The sequence below is a fragment of the Pasteurella sp. WM03 genome (assembly GCF_004570945.1).
Taxonomy (GTDB): domain Bacteria; phylum Pseudomonadota; class Gammaproteobacteria; order Enterobacterales; family Pasteurellaceae; genus Rodentibacter.
In genome coordinates, this window is the sequence record NZ_SPPO01000002.1 from 40,881 (window position 1) to 60,081 (window position 19,201).

Genomic DNA, 19,201 nt, shown 5'->3' on the forward strand with positions numbered 1-19,201 from the left:
CCGCCAATTTTACAAAATGCTAGCAAAAATTGGGTAATAAAATGAGTAAATCTTTGGTGATAGTCGAGTCACCGGCAAAAGCGAAGACCATTAATAAATATTTAGGCAGCCAATATGTGGTGAAATCCAGTGTTGGACATATTCGTGATTTACCCACAGTGGGGACAAGTAGCGGCGAAAAAGCTAAGCCAATTTCGACCAAAGGGATGAGTGTCGAAGAAAAAGCGAAAATTAAAGCAGAAAAAGAACGTAGCGCTTTAGTTAAACGCATGGGGATTGATCCCTATCACGATTGGAAAGCCAATTATCAAATCCTTCCGGGAAAAGAAAAAGTAGTAGCAGAATTAAAATCGCTGGCAAAGAAAACTGATCATGTTTATCTTGCCACCGATTTGGATAGGGAAGGAGAGGCTATTGCATGGCATTTACGTGAAGTCATTGGCGGTAATGATGACCGTTTTAGCCGTGTAGTATTTAATGAAATCACTAAAAATGCGATTAAACAAGCCTTTGAAAAACCTGAACAATTGAATATGGATCGGGTGAATGCTCAACAAACACGCCGTTTTTTAGACCGAGTGGTGGGCTTTATGGTATCACCGTTACTCTGGAAAAAGGTTGCACGAGGTTTATCTGCCGGACGTGTACAATCTGTTGCAGTCAAATTATTAGTGGAACGTGAGCGTGAAATTAAGGCATTTCAACCGGAAGAATATTGGGAAGTAGGCGTTCTCACCCAAACTTTAGGCAAAGAAAATATCCGTTTGGATGTGACAGACTATCAAGGAAAAACATTTGATCCTAAAAATCAGAGAGAGGCTCAAAGTGCGGTCGATTTTTTGAAAGTTTCTGATTACGTTGTCACAGATTTAGAAACTAAACCGACCAGTTCACGCCCGAGAGCACCTTTTATCACATCAACATTACAACAAACAGCCAGTACCCGTTTGAGCTTTGGTGTGAAAAAAACCATGATGCTTGCACAACGTCTTTATGAAGCAGGCTATATCACTTATATGCGTACGGACTCGACTAATTTGAGTCAAGATGCGCTCAATATGGCTCGGAGTTATATTGAAAATCGTTTTGGTGCACAATATTTACCGACAAAACCGAATTTTTATTCCAGTAAAGAAAATGCGCAAGAAGCCCATGAAGCTATTCGTCCATCAGATGTCAACACGTTACCGGAACATTTAGAAGGAATGGATAAAGATGCTGTGCGTCTTTATGATTTAATTTGGCGTCAATTTTTAGCCTGTCAAATGCCACCGGCACAATATGATAGTAGCACGCTTACTGTTACTGCGGGTGATTATACGTTAAAAGCCAAAGGGAGAATTTTGCGTTTTGATGGTTGGACGAAAGTCTTACCGCAAATGGGGAAAAATCCTGAAGATCAAGAGTTGCCTGAAGTGGCGGTTGCCGAAAAATTGAATTTAAAAGAAGTGCAACCAAGCCAACATTTTACTAAACCGCCAGCCCGTTTTACTGAAGCAGCATTAGTAAAAGAATTAGAAAAACGGGGAATCGGTCGTCCTTCTACTTATGCGGCGATCATTTCTACAATTCAAGAACGTGGCTATGTAAGAACAGAAAACCGCCGTTTTTATGCCGAGAAAATGGGGGAAATTGTCACGGATCGCCTCAATGAATCTTTTGGTGATTTGATGAATTATGACTTCACAGCCAATATGGAAAATGTGCTTGACCAAATCGCTTCAGGCTCCGTAAATTGGAAAACGGAATTAAATCAATTTTTTAAAGATTTTTCTAATCAGTTATCAAAAGCAGAGTTAGACGAACTGGAAGGCGGCATGCGTCCGAATAGCTTGGTTGAAACGGATATTCAATGTCCGACTTGTGGCAGAAATATGGCTATTCGTACGGCAAGCACTGGGGTATTCTTGGGCTGTACAGGCTATGCTTTACCACCTAAAGAGCGTTGCAAAACGACGATTAATTTAATTCCCGAAGCTGAATTATTAAACGTATTAGATGAATCTTCCGAAACAAAAGCATTGATGGAGCGTAAACGTTGTCCAAAATGTGATACTGCAATGGATAGCTATGTTATTGATACTGAACGTAAAATCCATATTTGTGGTAATAATCCAAATTGTGACGGCTATTTGATTGAAGAAGGTTCTTTCAAAATTAAAGGTTATGATGGGCCTGTTGTTGAGTGTGATAAATGTGGTTCGGATATGCACCTAAAATTAGGTCGTTTCGGCAAATATATGGCTTGCACAAAGTGTGATAATACACGCAAAATTTTGAAAAATGGTGAAGTTGCTCCTCCAAAAGAAGAACCTGTACATTTCCCTGAATTGAAATGCGAAAAATCTGATGCTTATTTTGTATTACGTGATGGTGCAAGTGGGGTATTTATGTCAGCCCATAATTTCCCTAAATCCCGTGAAACACGCCCGGCAAAAGTTGCTGAATTAGCATTATATCGGGATCGTTTGCCGGAAAAATTGGCATATTTAGCCGATGCTCCTGCAAAAGATCCGGAAGGGAATGAAGCCATTATCCGTTTTAGCCGTAAAGAGAAAAAACAGTATGTCACTTCAGAAAAAGACGGCAAGGCAACAAAATGGATTGTTGATTTTATTGATGGAAAATGGATTGAACGAAAAAAATAGAAGATAAAAAGTGCGGTTAATTTTAACCGCACTTTTTGTTTTTAGCGGGTATTATAAATTTCAACGACATGTAGGGACACACTTCGTGTGTCCGATGAAATGATTTGATTCTATAATGAACACATACAATGTGTCTCCACTATATATCATTAAAATTTCTACTTTTGTGCATTTGCTACATAATACTGAAATTTGTCTCAGCTTTGACCGCAACTTTATTTCATTTATTACCTAACCCGTATTACGCATTCCGGCAGCGATACCGGTAATGGTGATCATCAATGCCTGTTCTACATCAGGATTTGTTTGATCCGGATTTTCACGGAAACGGTGGAGGAGCTCCACTTGAAGAAGATTAAGTGGATCTGTGTAGATATTGCGTAGCGCAATAGACTCGGCAATCCATGGCAAATCAGACATTAATTCATTACGGTGAGAGAGGGAAAGTACCGTTTGAATATCTGCTTTCAATTGTTGGCGTAGATTTTCGCCTAAATACCAAAGCTCTTTTTTCACCAAACGTTGATCATATTGTTGTGAAAGCCAAAGGTCTGCTTTGCTGAATACCATTTCTAGCATACCGATTCGGGTAGAGAAAAATGGCCATGTTTGACACATTTCTTCAATCACATCACCTTTTCCACTTTCAATCACTTGACGTACTGCTGCACCGGCGCCTAGCCATGCCGGTAACATGAGTCGATTTTGCATCCAAGCGAAAATCCAAGGAATGGCTCGAAGACTTTCTACCCCCCCGTTTGGATTACGTTTTGCCGGGCGTGAACCTAGGGGTAATTTAGAGAGTTCTTGTTCCGGTGTCGCACTGCGGAAGTAAGGCACAAAGTCTTTATCACCACGCACCACGTCACGGTAGATTTTACAGGAAATCGTGGAAAGTTCATCCATGATGGCACGCCATTCTGCTTTGGGCTCTGGTGGGGGTAAAAGGTTGGCTTCTAAAATTGCACTCGCGTAAAGGTCGAAGGTTTCCACTGCGACAGCCGGTAAACCGAGTTTAAAGCGGATCATTTCACCTTGTTCTGTGACACGCAAGCCATTTTTCAATGAGCGTGGTGGTTGAGAAAGTAGAGCAGCATGAGCCGGCGCGCCACCTCGACCGATTGTGCCGCCACGTCCGTGGAATAAGGTGAGTTCAATCCCTAGTTTTTCAGTTAAATTCACGAGGGCTTCTTGTGCACGATATTGTGCCCATGAGGCAGCCATCATACCGGCATCTTTGGCGGAATCAGAATAGCCTATCATCACCATTTGGCGGTTGTTAATTACGCCTCGATACCAACCAATGTTGAAAAGCTGAGTCATTACATCTTCGGCTGCATTTAAGTCATCTAGCGTTTCAAAGAGGGGGACAACAGGAATATGATAAGGAACGCCTGCTTCTTTCAATAACAAATGAACAGCGAGTACATCAGAGGCATTTTGAGCCATAGAAATAACGTAACAGGCAATGACCCCTTGTTTTTGTGAGGCAACCACTCGACAGGTATCAAGAATTTCTTGTGTTTCGGCAGAGGGTGTCCAATTTTGTGGAATTAATGGGCGACGTGAACTTAATTCTCGAATAAGGAAAGCTTGTTTGTCTTCTTCTGTCCATTGGGAATAATCACCTAAACCGATATAACCTGTGATTTCCGCAATGGCATTGGTATGACGTGTACTTTCTTGACGAATATCCATTTGTGACAAGGTGACGCCAAAGCAACGGATACGATGTAAAATATCAAGCAATGAGCCGTTTGCAATAATACGCATACCGCATGCCATAAGAGATTGATAACAATCGTAAAGCGGTTCCCAAAGTTGGTTATCCTCTAAAATAATGTCATTTTCTGTGACACGAGGCAGACGATCCGCAAGGAGATCATCAAAGTAGGCGAGGGTCGTGGTGAGTTTTGTACGTAATTCTTTTACCACGGCACGATAAGGCTCTAAATGATCGCCATATTTTGCTCGAAATTCATCAGTACATTTCACCATAGAAAGTTCATCGGCAAGTTTGCTGATATCTTGAAGGAATAAATCCGCTGCTTTCCAACGGGCAAAATTCAGCACTTTTTGAGTAATTTTAGCGGTAACAAATGGGTTGCCATCACGGTCTCCGCCCATCCAAGAAGAAATGCGAACGGGTTTTAACCCCACCGGCAAATCATAACCTAAGAATTCACGTGCATTTTCATTTAATTGACGTAGAAATTCCGGTACGGCTTGCCAAAGGCTGTTTTCTAACATCGCAAAACCCCATTTCGCTTCGTCAAAAGGAGTTGGGCGAACGGTACGAATTTCATTAGTATGCCAAGCTTCGGCGATTAAACGAAGGAGCAGACGTTCAATCACGCTGCGTTCTTTTGGAGTGAGATCACCGTGTTCTAATTTGCTTAAGCATTTATTGATTTCAACATGTTTATGGATGAGTGAACGGCGTGTTGTTTCTGTTGGGTGTGCCGTTAAGACGAGTTCGATTAATAGTTTTTCAATAGTTTTATAGACGTCCTCTTTTGAGGCATTTTCAGCTTTTAAACGTGTGAATAGGGCGTGTAAAGAGCGTTCTGAAGGGGCTTTTTGTGAATGTTCACGAGAAATAGTTTGATATTGTTCCGCAATATTGGTTAGGTTCAAAAATTGGCTGAATGCTCGTGCTACGGGGATGATATTATCTGTTGAAATATTCGCGAGCGTGTCGAGCAGTGCTTGGCGTGCATTGTTATCTCCTGCACGGGAATCTCGGGATAGTTTGCGGATATTTTCGATAAGTTCAAGAATATCGGCACCTTGTGCATCGTTAATGGTTTCTCCGAGAAAACGCCCTAACATATTGATGTTATTGCGTAGAGTTGCATACTCTTGTGTCATAAAAACTCCTAAAATAAGGTAAAAAATAAAACTGCGGTAGATATAACTAAAAATAGGTGTTCGGTCAAACCCTATAAGAAAAAAGATTGATAAAAAACAAGAAAATTAAATATTCCAAAAAAAGAACCGCACTTTCTATATGTTTAAAGTGCGGTCATTTTTAGTGAATTTTATGAAATAGTTTTAACGGATTTTCTGACCACCAGTTCCGGATGAATATCAATTCGGCTTTGGGTGTGTGATAAATCGTCTTTGTCTTTTTGTGCAATTCGCTCAAATAATAAATTCACTGCTTGTGCACCTAATCGAGATTTAGATTGGTGAATGGTGGTTAATGGCGGTGCATAGAAACGTGATGAATGAATGTTGTCATAACCTATCACTGAAATATCATCGGGGACATGCAATCCTTTTTCTGTAATTGAGGAAATGGCGCCTAATGCCATGACATCATTACAGCAGAATACGGCGGTGGGTAAGTCTGCTTGAGCGAGGATTTTATTCATGCATTCATAACCGTCTTCAGGTTCAAAATAGCCTTCCATGACCCAGTTTTTATTGATCCGTAGATCGGCTTCTTTCATAGCCTTTTCAAAACCTTCATAGCGGGTTTTGGCTGTGGTTTTACTGAGTTCACCGGCGATAATCCCAATTTTTTTATGACCACAATCAATCAAATATTTTGTCGCTAAATAACCACCGCTGAAGCTGTTATCATCAATGATATCGGTGTCGCCATTTGGTCCCCAATCCATAACAACCATTGGGACAGTAGAGAAATTAGCAAGTAAATTGAGGGAGGTTTGAGTATATTCGGAACACATCACAAGTAAGCCATCCACCCGTTTTTTTGCTAACATTTCTAAGTGATTTTTAATTTTTTCAGGATCATTTTGCGTGTTACACAAAAAAAGTGAATAACCTTGACGATAGCAATGTTCTTCTACTGCATGGATAATTTCAGCAAAGTAAGGCGCTTCACTGGTGGTGACGATCATGCCTACTGACTTAGTCGTGTTGACTTTTAAGCTTCTTGCCACAGCACTTGGGGAATATTTTAAGGTTTTAATCGCATGCTGAACGGCTTCTTCCGTTTCTTTTGCAACAAATCGGGTTTTATTAATTACATGGGAAACCGTGGTTGTGGATACCCCAGCCATCTTTGCCACATCTTTAATCGTTGCCATAGGTTGATTTTCCTTAAAAAAATTTTTTCCATTATAGGGATTGTTTAAGAATAGTTAAGTGGATAACAAAAATTTTTTAAAAAAAGGTCGTTTTTTTTCTTTTTCTTGTTAGAATGGCGAGGATTTAACATCAATTTAAGGAGAAAATATGAGTGATTTAGGTTATGCCGTTGTTGCAGTAGTGTTAAGTATGTCTTTTCTTGTTGGCTTAGCACTGGCTATCTTTTAATTAATCCAATAGGATAGCTTTCTCATCACCGTACTTTGGATTGACAAAGTGCGGTGATTTTTTTCGGTGTTTTTTGCTTGAATATTAAAAATATGGTACAACTAACGCCGTTTTATTCATTAACTAAATAGGAAGTAGAATGTCAAATTTACAAGCAATTATTGAATCTGCCTTTGAAAAACGTGCGGATATCACGCCAAAAACCGTAGATGCAGAAACCCGTGCAGCGATCGAGGAAGTGATCGAAGGGTTAGATAGCGGCAAATATCGTGTGGCAGAAAAAATTGATGGTGAGTGGGTCACTCACCAATGGTTAAAAAAAGCGGTATTGCTTTCATTCCGCATTAACGATAATGAAATGATTGATGGTGCGGAAACAAAATATTATGACAAAGTCGCATTAAAATTCGCTGACTACACGGAAGCACGTTTCCAACAAGAAGGATTCCGTGTGGTACCGTCTGCCACTGTACGCAAAGGGGCATATATTTCTAAAAACTGTGTTTTAATGCCATCTTATGTCAATATCGGTGCTTATGTGGGCGAAGGTACAATGGTAGATACTTGGGCAACGGTGGGGTCTTGTGCGCAAATCGGTAAAAATGTTCACTTATCCGGCGGCGTGGGCATCGGTGGCGTATTAGAGCCATTGCAAGCTAATCCGACCATTATTGGTGATAACTGTTTTATCGGTGCACGCTCCGAAGTAGTTGAAGGGGTGATTGTTGAAGATGGCTGTGTGATTTCAATGGGCGTATTCATTGGTCAATCTACCAAAATTTATGATCGTGAAACCGGTGAAATTCATTACGGTCGTGTACCGGCAGGCTCGGTGGTGGTGTCAGGTAGCCTTCCATCAAAATGTGGTAAATACAACCTTTACTGTGCGGTGATCGTGAAAAAAGTGGATGCAAAAACCTTAGGTAAAGTTGGTATTAACGAATTATTACGTTCTATTGAAGAATAATTAAAAATTCTCGCAAAAAACAAACCGCACTTTGTTATCACAAAATGCGGTTTTTTCTTTTATAATCAGATGATTATTTCTTTCTAGCTAACATTGTCACAAATTTCATTTTAATCCGATTGCCGTTTTTATCGGTCTTGTGTAATTCACCCATTTCTTCATTGTATTTAATCAACTCCCAGCCTTGGTAATAATTTTTCAATTCATTTTCTTTGAAAGTAAAAGAGAAAGGCATAGGACAAGGCACGTCATCTGTGGACATAGCTGCAACAATTAAATTGTATCCGCCTGTATTTGTATGTTCCTGCATATTTTTGATAATTGCGGGTATGCGTTCTTGGTTTAAAAACATAAAGACGACTGTGGAAAGAATGAAATCATAGTTTTCCTGAATATTGGCGGTATTGATATCGTAAAGTGCGGTGGAAATTGTCAGATTTTCTTTTTCTTTCACTTCATTTAAGAAAGTCAGGCTATTTTCATTATGATCCCAAGACGTGACATCATAACCAAGCAAACTGAGAAAGAGTGAATTTCTGCCTTGCCCGCAGCCAAGATCGAGGGTTTTACAAGAATTAATTATTTTAACCGCATTTTTTACTTCGGAATGGGTTGCCGTCATATTATATTTTTTATTGAAATAATCTTCTTTTTTACAATAAAACCCAAGGGTACATTCCAAATCGTCGGTTAAGGCTTCTACCCGATGCCAAGCTTGAGGTTCAACGAATGGTATATCTGTTTCAGGTGTAAAGATATGTTCGGCAATAATATTGTTTTCTTCTGTTAATTCATAAAATTTGAGCTGACCTTTTAACACGCTGATTTTTCCCCAAGTGCCGACTTTGGTATTGTGTTTTTCTTGAAACATTTGGGGAAGTTTATCCTTTGTCCAAATAGGCATTTGTTTATAGCAGATTAATTCATTTTTCATTGTGATCTCCAATAGGTTAAATAGTTGAGCTTGATAGTAGGTTATATGTTTTAAATTTTCAATGGAAAAATAAAAAAGGCGACCGAAGCCGCCTGAATAAATACTCAATTGATTATTTCACCTGCATACCGGCTGTGACACCACTATCTGCAGAAAGCAAGAATAAATCACTGCCACCACTGCCAGCGGAAAGAATCATTCCTTCCGATACGCCGAATTTCATTTTGCGTGGCGCAAGATTTGCCACCATAATCACGAACCGACCTTCTAATTCTTCCGGTTTGTTATACGCGGCTTTAATGCCTGAGAATACCTGGCGGGTATGGTCGCCAAGATCTAATTTAAAACGTAAAAGTTTGTTGGACTCCGGCACCGCTTCGCATTTTAATACTTTCGCCACACGCAGATCCAGTTTGGCAAAATCATCAATGCTGATGGTGTCGGCAATGGGTTCTACATTAGAAAGTGCGGTCGATTTTGTTGCAGTTTTTTCCGCAGACTTATTTGATTCCGCAAACAATTTCTTCGTTTCTTCCACCACTGCGTCAATTTGTTTTTTCTCTAAACGGGAGAAAAGGGCTTTGAACGGTGAAAGGGTATGCCCAAGCAAAGGTTGGTGAAGGTTATCCCAACGCAATTCACTTTGTAAGAAACCTTCTGAGCGTTCAGCCAGTTTTGGTAATACCGGTTTTAAGTAAGTCATCAAGACACGGAATAATTCAATGCCCATTGAGCAAACCGCTTGGAGTTCAGCTTCTTTACCTTCCTCTTTTGCGATCACCCATGGGGCTTTATCGTCAATATATTTATTGGCTTTATCTGCCAATGTCATAATTTCACGAATCGCTTTGTTAAATTCTCGGGTTTCATAATAGTTGGCGATTTGTTCTGCTTGAGCGATAAATTCTAAAAATAACGCTTCATCTTCTAATTTATCGGCTAATTTTCCGTTAAAGCGTTTTGTGATAAAGCTTGCATTGCGAGAGGCTAAATTCACCAGTTTATTAACGATATCCGTGTTCACACGTTGCACAAAATCATCAAGATTGAAATCAAGATCTTCAATGCGGTTATTCAGTTTCGCCGCATAGTAATAACGTAAACATTCAGGGTCAATGTGATTTAAATAGGTACTGGCTTGAATAAATGTGCCACGGGATTTTGACATTTTCGCTCCGTCCACCGTTACATAGCCGTGAGCAAAAACATTAGTCGGTTTACGGTAGCCACTGCCTTCTAACATAGCGGGCCAAAATAGACTATGGAAATAGACGATATCTTTCCCAATAAAATGATAAAGTTCCGTCTCGCTGTTTTCTGCCCAAAACGCATTGAAATCAATGCTTTCACGATCACAAAGATTTTTGAATGATGCCATATAACCAATCGGCGCATCTAACCAGACATAGAAAAATTTGTCTTTTTCCCCTGGAATTTCAAAACCAAAGTAAGGTGCATCACGGGAAATATCCCATTGTTGCAAACCGCTTTCAAACCATTCTTGCATTTTGTTGGCGATTTCAGGTTGAAGTGAACCGGAACGTGTCCAGTCTTGCAACATATTTTCAAATGCCGGCAAATCAAAGAAAAAGTGTTCGGACTCTTTGATAACAGGTGTCGCACCGGATACGGCAGAACGTGGATTAATTAAATCCATCGGGCTATAAGTGGAAGCACAGACTTCACAGTTATCGCCATATTGATCTTCCGCTTTACATTTAGGGCAGGTGCCTTTGACAAAGCGATCCGGCAAAAACATATTTTTCTCAGGATCATAAAGTTGCGCAATCACTTTGCTTTTGATGAAACCCTTTGATTTTAACTTGTTATAAATTTCAGCCGTGATTTGTTTATTTTCTTCGCTGTGTGTGGAGTGGTAATTATCGAAACTAATATTAAAACCGGCAAAGTCACGAATGTGATCTGCTTTCGCTTTAGCGATTAATTCTTCCGGTGTGATACCTAATTTATCAGCATTTAACATGATTGGTGTACCATGGGCATCATCGGCACACACAAAATAAATTTTGTTACCACGCATACGTTGAAAACGCACCCAAATATCCGCTTGAATATGTTCTAACATGTGGCCTAAATGGATTGCCCCATTGGCATAGGGCAGAGCGCAGGTGACTAAAATTTTACGGGATGGAGATGTCATTTTTATTCTCTTTTATTACACAAAATTGTCGCTATCTTACCTGAGAAAGGGTATTTTTTCTAGCTTGAAAAACTTTAGCTTAACAGACCGCACTTTCCGTGATTAAATATCCCGACTAATTTACTCACCTTAGTATTTTTAACAGGATATATTATGACAGCCTATTTTTCCGACAATCTAACCGCTGAACAGAAAATTCAAATTCAACAAATTTTCCAACAATTTCAACATCCTAGCTTACAAAAAGATCTTATCGCACTGAATACCCTAAAAAAAGTAGAAAAAGGGGGAGACACATTACGTATTGCATTACAATTCCCTTTTGCGTGGAATAGCGGTGTGGCGCAACTTAAGCAAGCAATCTCTGATGAACTGTTAGAAGTAGCAGATTGCAAAGCAATCAAATGGGACGTGAATTATCAAATTGCTACCTTAAAACGTGCGAATAATCAACCTGCTGTTAAGGGTGTGAAAAACATCATTGCGGTGACATCAGGCAAGGGGGGAGTAGGAAAATCCAGTGTTTCCGTGAATTTAGCCCTTGCGTTACAAGCCCAAGGGGCGCGAGTAGGGATTTTAGATGCGGATATTTATGGACCTTCTGTGCCTCATATGCTCGGCGTACCACATCAACGCCCAACATCTCCTGACAATCAACATATCACACCGATTAAAGCCCATGGTTTATCAGCGAACTCCATCGGTTTTTTAATGGATGAAAACAGTGCAACTATTTGGCGTGGTCCGATGGCAAGTAGCGCATTGAGCCAATTGCTCAGTGAAACCTTATGGGATAGCTTAGATTATTTGGTGATTGATATGCCACCAGGTACCGGCGATATTCAACTTACCCTGTCACAACAAATTCCGGTAACCGGCGCTGTAGTGGTCACAACGCCGCAAGATATCGCATTGCTTGATGCCGTAAAAGGGGTCTCTATGTTTGAACGGGTCTCTGTGCCGGTACTAGGTATTGTAGAAAATATGTCAATGCACATTTGTGGCAAGTGCGGTCATCACGAAGCCATTTTTGGCACGGGCGGTGCGGAAAAAATGGCTGAAAAATACGAGGTGAAAGTGTTGGCACAGTTACCATTACATATTCGGATTCGTGAAGATTTAGATGCCGGTAATCCAACCGTTGTTTCTGCACCGGAAAGTGAAATCACTCAAGCCTTTCTACAACTAGCAGAAAAAATTTCCACGGAACTCTATTGGCAAGGTTCGGTGATTCCAAGTGAGATTTTATTTAGAGAAGTGAAGTAAAAAGTAAAGAAAGGGCTATATTGACAGCCCTTTCTTGTTCTCCTTTTCTTTTGAGATTAAAATGCCGTGCAATTTTTTTCTAAATAATGAGTAGAACAATGAAAAATTTTGCCAAATACAGCCTGATTGATTTACATCTCCACCTAGATGGCTCACTTTCCCCACAATGGATGTTTGAATGGGCGGAAAAACAGAATATCGCTTTACCCGCCCAAAATGTTGAACAGCTTCTTTCTTTTGTTTCCGCTCCCCAAGATTGCACCGATCTTAATCAATACCTTAACTGTTTTGCGATTCCCGTTTCTTTACTGCAAAGTTCGGAAGCGATCACCTCTGCAGTTGCTGATTTATTAAAACGTTTAGATCAACAAGGGTTAGCCTATGTTGAAATTCGTTTTGCTCCACAACTTCACACCCAAAACGGTTTAACCCAATCACAGGTGGTGGAAGCGGCTTTAGCCGGTTTAGAAGAAGGATTAAGGGGAAGTCGATTATTTAAAGCCAATTTAATTCTCTGTTGTTTACGTGGTATAGGCTCGCAAGAAGGGAATTTAGAAACCTTACGAATGGCAAAAAAATATCTTTCAACAGGAAAAGCGGGAGTGGTTGCGGTGGATTTAGCCGGCCCTGAAGCTGGTTATCCTACCATAAATTTTGCAAAAGAATTCGAGCTTGCGAGATCTCTTGATGTACCTTTTACCATTCACGCTGGTGAAGCCGCAGGTGCGGAGAATGTTCAACAAGCGATTAATCTTGGTGCAAGCCGTATCGGACATGGTATTCGTGCGGCAGAATCTGAATTAGTGATGCAATCTTTAGCCGATCGTCAAATTGCTGTGGAAATGTGTCCTTGCAGTAATTTACAAACTAAAGCTATCGATCACTTAAAGCATTATCCGCTTAGAAGATTCCTTGTGAAGGGAATTATTGCCACATTAAATACCGACAATATGACTGTTTCTCAAACGAATATTCAGCAAGAATTTAATTTATTGGCACGAGAATACCAATTAAATGAAAATGAAGCCAAACAATTGCTTGAAAACGCCATCCGTGCCGCTTTTCTTAGTGATGAAGAAAAATATGAGTTGAAAAGCCATATTGAGAAACGAATAAATTATTCTGAAGTGGGGAGATGATGTCTCAAACAAACTATTTACAATCAAATCTTATTCCAAAACAGGGGGAATTACGGTAGCAGAAGCACAGACAAAAAGAAAGACCTTGGGATTCAATGTGATATTCGTACTATTTTACAATAATCGCTAACTTGAAGGGGATTATCGTAATCAATCAGGTGTAGAACATCAGGCTGAAATCAAACTTCTTGCTCTGATACAACAAGATCCGGCTCATGATTAATGGTGCAATATGAAAATGATAAAATTAAACATCTTGCGGAGATAGAAGAAATTAGTCGGGAAATGGTTTGAAGATGGTTATGAAAAATGGGATGCTAAAATTCTTAGCTAAATTCCTAGTGGTGAGCTTGCAAGCTATATTTTTGAATTATGGAAACCATTGTTAGATATCATTTCTGATAACTTAAAAGAAATTAAGAATGCCTAATGACACCAAATGTCGCTTAGCCATAAAAGTTTAATTGGGAGTATAAAAGCCTTTTGAAAAAAGTATCCCTTTCTTAACCTTTTCTTAAGATTTATGTTATTTAATATATCTCAACAAAGCAGAGATGTTTTAAACGATGAGTTATTTAACCACAATCTAAGAGGAAAACTTTATGAAAAAATTAACATTAGCAGCTCTTTTAACCATTGCAACTTCGACTGCATTTGCAGGTTTCAGTGGTAATGCCAACACTGCACAAGGCGGATTTCAACAAGGTGCGGTACAGGTAATTAGCGTGAAACAAGCGCTTTCTGCAAGAGATAATAGTATTGTGACATTAGTAGGGAATATTTCCCAACAGATTGATGATGATGAATATCTTTTCACTGATGGTACGGCACGTATTAAAGTAGAAATTAAAAATCGCGTATGGAACGGTTTAAATGTTGGCCCACAAGATAAAATTCGTATCACGGGTAAACTGGATAATGAAGCTTTTGAAAAAGCGGAAGTTGAAGTGTTCAGCGTAGAAAAAGCAAATTAATAATGAGAAAATGGTGAGTATCTTACTCACCATTTTGTTTTAAAAGTGCGGTCACAAAAAACAATGTTTTTTGAACGTTGGCTTTGCCAGCGACCTCGTGAGAGGTGAACACACGAGTGAACGAGTTTGTGAATAAATTTATGCGAATTTTATTAATTGAAGATGATGCATTAATCGGCAATGGGTTGCAAATCGGGCTATCAAAATCCGGATTTATTGTGGATTGGTTCACGGACGGCAAAACCGGCTTAAATGCACTGGATTCTGCTCCTTATGATGCCGTCGTGTTGGATCTTACTTTACCCAAGATGGACGGGTTAGATATTCTGCAACAATGGCGGAGGGATCATCAGTCTGTTCCTGTTCTTATTTTGACGGCTAGAGATACCTTAGATGAACGCATAAAAGGGCTACAAAAAGGGGCGGATGATTATCTTTGTAAACCTTTTGCATTGGCTGAGGTTGTTGCACGTTTGCAAGCGTTAATTCGCCGTAGCTACGGACATACCACGCCTGTTCTAACACACTTGAATGTGGCACTCGATCCCAATCAACGAACGGTTCGGTTTAACGGAGAACCACTTTCTCTCACAACACGGGAATATAAGTTATTGGAACTTTTTATGTTTAACAAAGATCGTGTCCTTTCCCGTTCAATGATTGAAGAAAAATTATCAACGTGGGAAGAAGAAATTAGTAGCGCAGCATTAGATGTTCATATTTACAATTTACGCCAAAAATTGGGTAAACAGTTTATCCGTACTGTTCACGGAGTGGGCTATGCATTAGGACAAGGTGATGTCAAATAAAAGTTTGAAATTCCGCTTAATGAGCGGATTATTTTTTACTGCGTTGTTGGTTTGGCTCATTTCAACAGCCGTGGCGTGGTTTATGGCTAAAAAGGAAGCTTATGATGTTTTTGATGCGCAGCAAATTTTATTTGCAGAACGTCTCGCTACTTCTGATTTACAAAATATTTTGCTTGATCATACAAACTTTAATCGTGGTGGATTTAAACCATTAAAACGGAAATACGATGACGATGCCCTTGCTTTTGCGATATTTTCCAAAACAGGGGAGCGGCTATTAAGTGATGGTGATAACGGAGATAATTTTATCTTTAGCAATAAGGAGGGATTTACTTCCGCCTATATTGAAAACGATGATGATAAATGGCGTATTTATTGGTTACCAGTTGCACAGGGGGAGTTGCGAATTGCAGTCGGACAAGAAATAGAATATCGTGAAGAATTAGTGAATAAAATGGTGTTTGGGCAAACCGCTATTTGGTTTGGGAGTTTACCTATTTTATTGACGGTGGTTTTCTATTTAATTCATCAAGCATTAAAACCGATTAGCCAATTAAGCCGTGAACTATTACGAAGAAAACCGGGTGATGTGTCACTTCTTGAGACCTCAAATGTCCCGACAGAGATTTTGCCGTTGGTGAAAAATTTAAATCAATTTTTTGACCGAACTTCAGTGACGTTAAAAAGAGAGCGTCGCTTTACTTCCGATGCAGCCCATGAATTACGTAGCCCATTAGCTGCACTGCGTATTCAAACCGAAGTTGCCCAGCTTGCCGGTGATGACAAAAGCATTCGGGATCAAGCATTAAGTCATTTAACCGCGGGGATTGATCGTGCGAGTCAGTTAATTGAGCAACTTTTGACCTTATCCCGTTTGGATAATTTGAAAGAGCTTGATGAATTACACCCTATTAAATGGCAAGAAATCATTCCTTCATTAATTAGTGAACTTTATATTAATGCACAAAAACGACATATTGAGTTATCTTTTGAAGAAAATTCCATTCCTTTCGAAAAGAATGGGCAGCCTATTTTAGCTTCGCTGATGTTGAGAAATCTTATTGATAATGCCGTTAAGTATGCAAAATCAGGGGCTTTGGTGAAAATCATTTTATCTAAAGACAAAATGATTGTGGAAGATAATGGCGGTGGAGTGAATGAAAACGATTTAGCCCGGTTAGGGCAACGTTTTTATCGTCCGGCAGGGCAAAATGAAAAAGGAAGCGGTTTAGGTTTGTCTATTGTATTTCGTATTGCAGAACTTCATCACTACAAAGTGCGGTTAGAAAATGTGATAGATTTTGGAAAAATCAGTGGTTTTAGGGTGATCATTGAATTCTAGTAAATATTTGAGGTAGTTGGTATAGGGCAACTGTTCATCTATCTTTAACCGTTTTAAAATTTCATCTTCTCTCTTACAATTAGTGACTAAGTTCTTATCTAGGATATTAAATGTCTCATATTTACATTGGTACAGGCGGTTACGCTGATAGCGATCTCCTCGGCACGGTTTATCCTTTAGGCACGGCAAAAGAGGATTTTTTAACTCACTATTGCTGCCATTATGACACCGTAGAAATTAATAGTAGTTTTCACGCCCCAATCGGGGAAAAGACACTGAAAGGCATGCTGGAAAAATCTGATGGTAAATTGAAATTTTCAATTAAATTGCATCAAGATTTTAGCCACAATCGTACGGCAACAGGGGAAAATGCCAAACGATTTCTAAACGCTTTACAACCGCTGATTCAACAACAAGCACTTGGCACTTTATTTTTACAATTTCCTCATCGTTTCGAGAGAAACACCCCAAATCGCCGTTATTTAGCGGAATTGACCCAATGGTTTATTGATTATCCAATGGCAGTTGAATTCCGTCATCCTAGTTGGCATTGTGAGGCGGTATTTGAGGCATTTTGCCGGCAACCCCATTTAATTTGGGGAAATGTTGATTATCCACCCAATATCGGATTACCGACCTTTCAATTAAAAATCAATCAAAGTACGGGTTATTTACGCCTACATGGTCGTAATACAAACTGGTGGCGTGAAAACTCAGCTCAGGCACGGCATAACTATCATTATACCGAAGATGAACTTACCGAAATTGCAAATTTGATTGTTCAACAAAAAGAGCGGTTCGAAAAATTGTTTATTTATTTCCAAAATACTACGCAAAGTCATTCTTTTTATAATATTGTGATGCTCAAGAATTTACTGATACCTTTTGGCTTTGAAATGAAAAACCAAGTTGATGAGATTCCTCATCAACAATGGGATTTGTTTTGAAAAGTTTTATAGGATATTGGTCTCAAGTTCCAAAACACCCGGTTCAATTTTAATTCCCTTGGCAAATTTTTTGATTAAAACATCCCGAATATTAGTTTCATCAAGGGTATAAATTGGGATGGAAGAAAGTAATGCGGAAATACTTTCACTTAAAAATGGCATAGCGATTTGTAATTGTTCCATATATTCATTAGGTTCACCAGACCAACGTAGGATTCGTAAATTTCGTAGATAAACTGCGCCTTTTTCCGGTTCATAGTAGGGTATCGTATCAAATGTCAGATTTAATTTAGCCGGAAATTGTTTATTTCCCAGTTTGAATAATCCTTCGGCTGTGCCGTTTATTTCAACACGTTTTTCTATGTCTCGTCCGATTTTAGTTGTGAGATCTTTTAACTGATAATCAAGTGAAAATAATCCTGGAAAACTGAATTTATCCGCGATTGAACTTTTTTCAGCAAGATATTGATTAACTTGATCTTCGCTAATTTTAAAAGGAGAAGCCTGTGTAGTTGATAAAATGGAAAGTCCCAATAATAACGTTAAACAAGTAGTAAGATTTTTCATAAAACACCTGTAAATTGAAAGGATTTGAACAAAAGTGTAAAACTTGAGGGTCTTTACATCGTGGCACTATACAATAGAATAAATCACTTGGCGTGAGGTTAGAATGAATTCCTGCATAAATGCCGAATTTTATGCAAATATAAAAAATCTTGTTGGAATTTACCGTTTATTTGAACTGTTATATTAAAGGAAAAATAATGAAAAGAATTTTCTTAGTTTTAATATTTTCTATCTTTGTTATTGCTTGCTCTGTTGGAGGAGGCATTGGTGTCGGTGGCGGTAGTAACGGTGTTGGAATGGGTATCGGACTTGGTGCGGGGGTTGGTTTTTAATATTAAAGTGCGGTTAATATTTTAGGATTTTTGAAGATTTGTAAGAAAATGCTTGATCTTTCAAGATAGCTCACTATAATACGCCACATATTTCGGACGCGGGGTGGAGCAGCTTGGTAGCTCGTCGGGCTCATAACCCGAAGGCCGTCGGTTCAAATCCGGCCCCCGCAACCAATAACAAGTTCAGTAAAAAGAACCCCAAATTTGGGGTTTTTTTGTACGAGAAATTTAAAAACTGGGCTTAGGTTCAATGAACCTAACCCTTTTTTTACGCCTAAAATTTAATGATGTAGTGTGCCTCGTTCACACATACCACAGTGACGGTGAATTATCTCACCTGTAATAGGAGTAGAAATGGCTACATTAGAACAAAATTTAAAAGAGATACTTGAAGGGGCAGTCGAAGACCTCGGCTGTGAGCTTTGGGGAATTGAATGTCAGCGTGCCGGTCGTTTTATGACGGTACGTTTATTTATTGATAAAGAAGGGGGCGTAACCGTTGATGATTGCGCAGATGTCAGTCGTCAAGTTAGTGCAATTTTGGATGTCGAAGATCCAATCACAGATAAATACAATCTTGAGGTGTCTTCACCCGGCTTAGATCGTCCCTTGTTTACTTTGGAACAATATGAACGCTATATCAGTCAAGATATTGCAATCCACTTGCGTATTCCTGTGATGGATCGCCGAAAATGGCAAGGTAAATTGGAACGAATTGAAAATGATATGTTGATATTGACTGTTGATGGTCAAGAGCAGGTTTTTGTATTTGGTAACATTCAAAAAGCGAATGTTGTTGCAAAATTCTAAAAAGGAGGAAAATAAAAA

At 39.3% G+C, this 19,201-nt stretch carries 15 protein-coding genes and 1 tRNA gene; 11 read left to right on the forward strand and 5 right to left on the reverse strand.

The features are described 5' to 3' along the window. Positions 1-41: 41 nt before the first annotated feature. Positions 42-2,648, forward strand: a complete 2,607-nt coding sequence (gene topA / locus E4T92_RS02340) for a type I DNA topoisomerase (RefSeq protein WP_135093278.1) — start codon at positions 42-44, stop codon at positions 2,646-2,648. A gap of 231 nt (positions 2,649-2,879) precedes the next feature. Here topA and ppc read toward each other — a convergent pair whose 3' ends face one another. Together ppc and purR are read right to left on the reverse strand one after the other, a co-directional pair. Continuing rightward, on the reverse strand, positions 2,880-5,519 hold the full coding sequence (gene ppc / locus E4T92_RS02345; protein WP_135093279.1) for a phosphoenolpyruvate carboxylase: 2,640 nt from the start codon (positions 5,517-5,519) through the stop codon (positions 2,880-2,882). Between the two features lie 170 nt (positions 5,520-5,689). After that, positions 5,690-6,706, reverse strand: coding sequence for an HTH-type transcriptional repressor PurR (gene purR / locus E4T92_RS02350; RefSeq protein WP_135093280.1), 1,017 nt, complete (start codon positions 6,704-6,706; stop codon positions 5,690-5,692). Positions 6,707-7,074: 368 nt separating this feature from the next. Here purR and dapD point away from each other — a divergent pair, with 368 nt between their 5' ends. Continuing rightward, a complete protein-coding gene (gene dapD, locus E4T92_RS02355; RefSeq protein WP_077540560.1) occupies positions 7,075-7,902 on the forward strand; it encodes a 2,3,4,5-tetrahydropyridine-2,6-dicarboxylate N-succinyltransferase in 828 nt (275 codons plus the stop codon). A gap of 73 nt (positions 7,903-7,975) precedes the next feature. On the opposite strand, the gene tehB is transcribed toward dapD, so the two are convergent. Further along, complete coding sequence (gene tehB, locus E4T92_RS02360; protein WP_135093281.1) at positions 7,976-8,836, reverse strand: SAM-dependent methyltransferase TehB; 861 nt, start codon at positions 8,834-8,836, stop codon at positions 7,976-7,978. Positions 8,837-8,948: 112 nt separating this feature from the next. Next, entirely contained in the window at positions 8,949-10,997 is a 2,049-nt protein-coding gene (metG, locus tag E4T92_RS02365; protein ID WP_135093282.1) for a methionine--tRNA ligase, read from the reverse strand. Positions 10,998-11,150: 153 nt separating this feature from the next. Here metG and apbC point away from each other — a divergent pair, with 153 nt between their 5' ends. The 6 genes from apbC (at position 11,151) to E4T92_RS02395 (ending at position 17,474) form a co-directional block, all read left to right on the forward strand. Next, positions 11,151-12,263: an iron-sulfur cluster carrier protein ApbC gene (apbC, locus tag E4T92_RS02370; RefSeq protein WP_135093283.1), complete on the forward strand. Its 1,113-nt coding sequence runs from the start codon at positions 11,151-11,153 to the stop codon at positions 12,261-12,263. A 98-nt stretch (positions 12,264-12,361) separates the two neighbouring features. Next, positions 12,362-13,402 carry an adenosine deaminase gene (gene add / locus E4T92_RS02375; RefSeq protein ID WP_135093284.1) on the forward strand — a complete coding sequence of 347 codons (1,041 nt, stop codon included), beginning with the start codon at positions 12,362-12,364 and terminating at the stop codon, positions 13,400-13,402. A gap of 602 nt (positions 13,403-14,004) precedes the next feature. After that, positions 14,005-14,376 carry a YgiW/YdeI family stress tolerance OB fold protein gene (locus E4T92_RS02380; RefSeq protein ID WP_077540571.1) on the forward strand — a complete coding sequence of 124 codons (372 nt, stop codon included), beginning with the start codon at positions 14,005-14,007 and terminating at the stop codon, positions 14,374-14,376. A gap of 140 nt (positions 14,377-14,516) precedes the next feature. Beyond that, complete coding sequence (locus tag E4T92_RS02385) at positions 14,517-15,185, forward strand: response regulator (protein ID WP_135093285.1); 669 nt, start codon at positions 14,517-14,519, stop codon at positions 15,183-15,185. Next, entirely contained in the window at positions 15,175-16,527 is a 1,353-nt protein-coding gene (qseC, locus tag E4T92_RS02390) for a quorum sensing histidine kinase QseC (RefSeq protein ID WP_135093286.1), read from the forward strand. Before E4T92_RS02385 ends, qseC begins: the two co-directional genes overlap by 11 nt. Before the next feature lie 110 nt (positions 16,528-16,637). Beyond that, positions 16,638-17,474 carry a DUF72 domain-containing protein gene (locus E4T92_RS02395; RefSeq protein ID WP_135093287.1) on the forward strand — a complete coding sequence of 279 codons (837 nt, stop codon included), beginning with the start codon at positions 16,638-16,640 and terminating at the stop codon, positions 17,472-17,474. A 6-nt stretch (positions 17,475-17,480) separates the two neighbouring features. Here the strand turns inward: E4T92_RS02395 and E4T92_RS02400 are convergent, their stop codons facing one another. Next, on the reverse strand, positions 17,481-18,041 hold the full coding sequence (locus E4T92_RS02400; RefSeq protein WP_077540579.1) for a DUF1439 domain-containing protein: 561 nt from the start codon (positions 18,039-18,041) through the stop codon (positions 17,481-17,483). A 197-nt stretch (positions 18,042-18,238) separates the two neighbouring features. On the opposite strand from E4T92_RS02400, the gene E4T92_RS11310 reads away from it, so the two are divergent. The 3 genes from E4T92_RS11310 to rimP all read left to right on the forward strand — a co-directional run bounded on the left by E4T92_RS11310 (position 18,239) and on the right by rimP (position 19,183). After that, positions 18,239-18,373, forward strand: coding sequence for a hypothetical protein (locus tag E4T92_RS11310; protein ID WP_255518853.1), 135 nt, complete (start codon positions 18,239-18,241; stop codon positions 18,371-18,373). Between the two features lie 97 nt (positions 18,374-18,470). Further along, positions 18,471-18,547 (forward strand) — tRNA-Met (locus tag E4T92_RS02405). A gap of 180 nt (positions 18,548-18,727) precedes the next feature. Then, positions 18,728-19,183, forward strand: coding sequence for a ribosome maturation factor RimP (gene rimP, locus E4T92_RS02410; protein ID WP_135093288.1), 456 nt, complete (start codon positions 18,728-18,730; stop codon positions 19,181-19,183). Positions 19,184-19,201 lie beyond the last annotated feature (18 nt).

Coding starts and splice junctions, on each gene's coding strand:
- purR (WP_135093280.1), bottom strand. CDS start 6,706: ATGGCAACGATTAAAGATGTGGCAAAGATGGCTGGGGTATCCACAACC.
- E4T92_RS02400 (WP_077540579.1), bottom strand. CDS start 18,041: ATGAAAAATCTTACTACTTGTTTAACGTTATTATTGGGACTTTCCATT.
- add (WP_135093284.1), top strand. CDS start 12,362: ATGAAAAATTTTGCCAAATACAGCCTGATTGATTTACATCTCCACCTA.
- rimP (WP_135093288.1), top strand. CDS start 18,728: ATGGCTACATTAGAACAAAATTTAAAAGAGATACTTGAAGGGGCAGTC.
- dapD (WP_077540560.1), top strand. CDS start 7,075: ATGTCAAATTTACAAGCAATTATTGAATCTGCCTTTGAAAAACGTGCG.
- apbC (WP_135093283.1), top strand. CDS start 11,151: ATGACAGCCTATTTTTCCGACAATCTAACCGCTGAACAGAAAATTCAA.
- qseC (WP_135093286.1), top strand. CDS start 15,175: ATGTCAAATAAAAGTTTGAAATTCCGCTTAATGAGCGGATTATTTTTT.
- E4T92_RS11310 (WP_255518853.1), top strand. CDS start 18,239: ATGAAAAGAATTTTCTTAGTTTTAATATTTTCTATCTTTGTTATTGCT.
- ppc (WP_135093279.1), bottom strand. CDS start 5,519: ATGACACAAGAGTATGCAACTCTACGCAATAACATCAATATGTTAGGG.
- topA (WP_135093278.1), top strand. CDS start 42: ATGAGTAAATCTTTGGTGATAGTCGAGTCACCGGCAAAAGCGAAGACC.
- E4T92_RS02385 (WP_135093285.1), top strand. CDS start 14,517: ATGCGAATTTTATTAATTGAAGATGATGCATTAATCGGCAATGGGTTG.
- tehB (WP_135093281.1), bottom strand. CDS start 8,836: ATGAAAAATGAATTAATCTGCTATAAACAAATGCCTATTTGGACAAAG.
- E4T92_RS02380 (WP_077540571.1), top strand. CDS start 14,005: ATGAAAAAATTAACATTAGCAGCTCTTTTAACCATTGCAACTTCGACT.
- metG (WP_135093282.1), bottom strand. CDS start 10,997: ATGACATCTCCATCCCGTAAAATTTTAGTCACCTGCGCTCTGCCCTAT.
- E4T92_RS02395 (WP_135093287.1), top strand. CDS start 16,638: ATGTCTCATATTTACATTGGTACAGGCGGTTACGCTGATAGCGATCTC.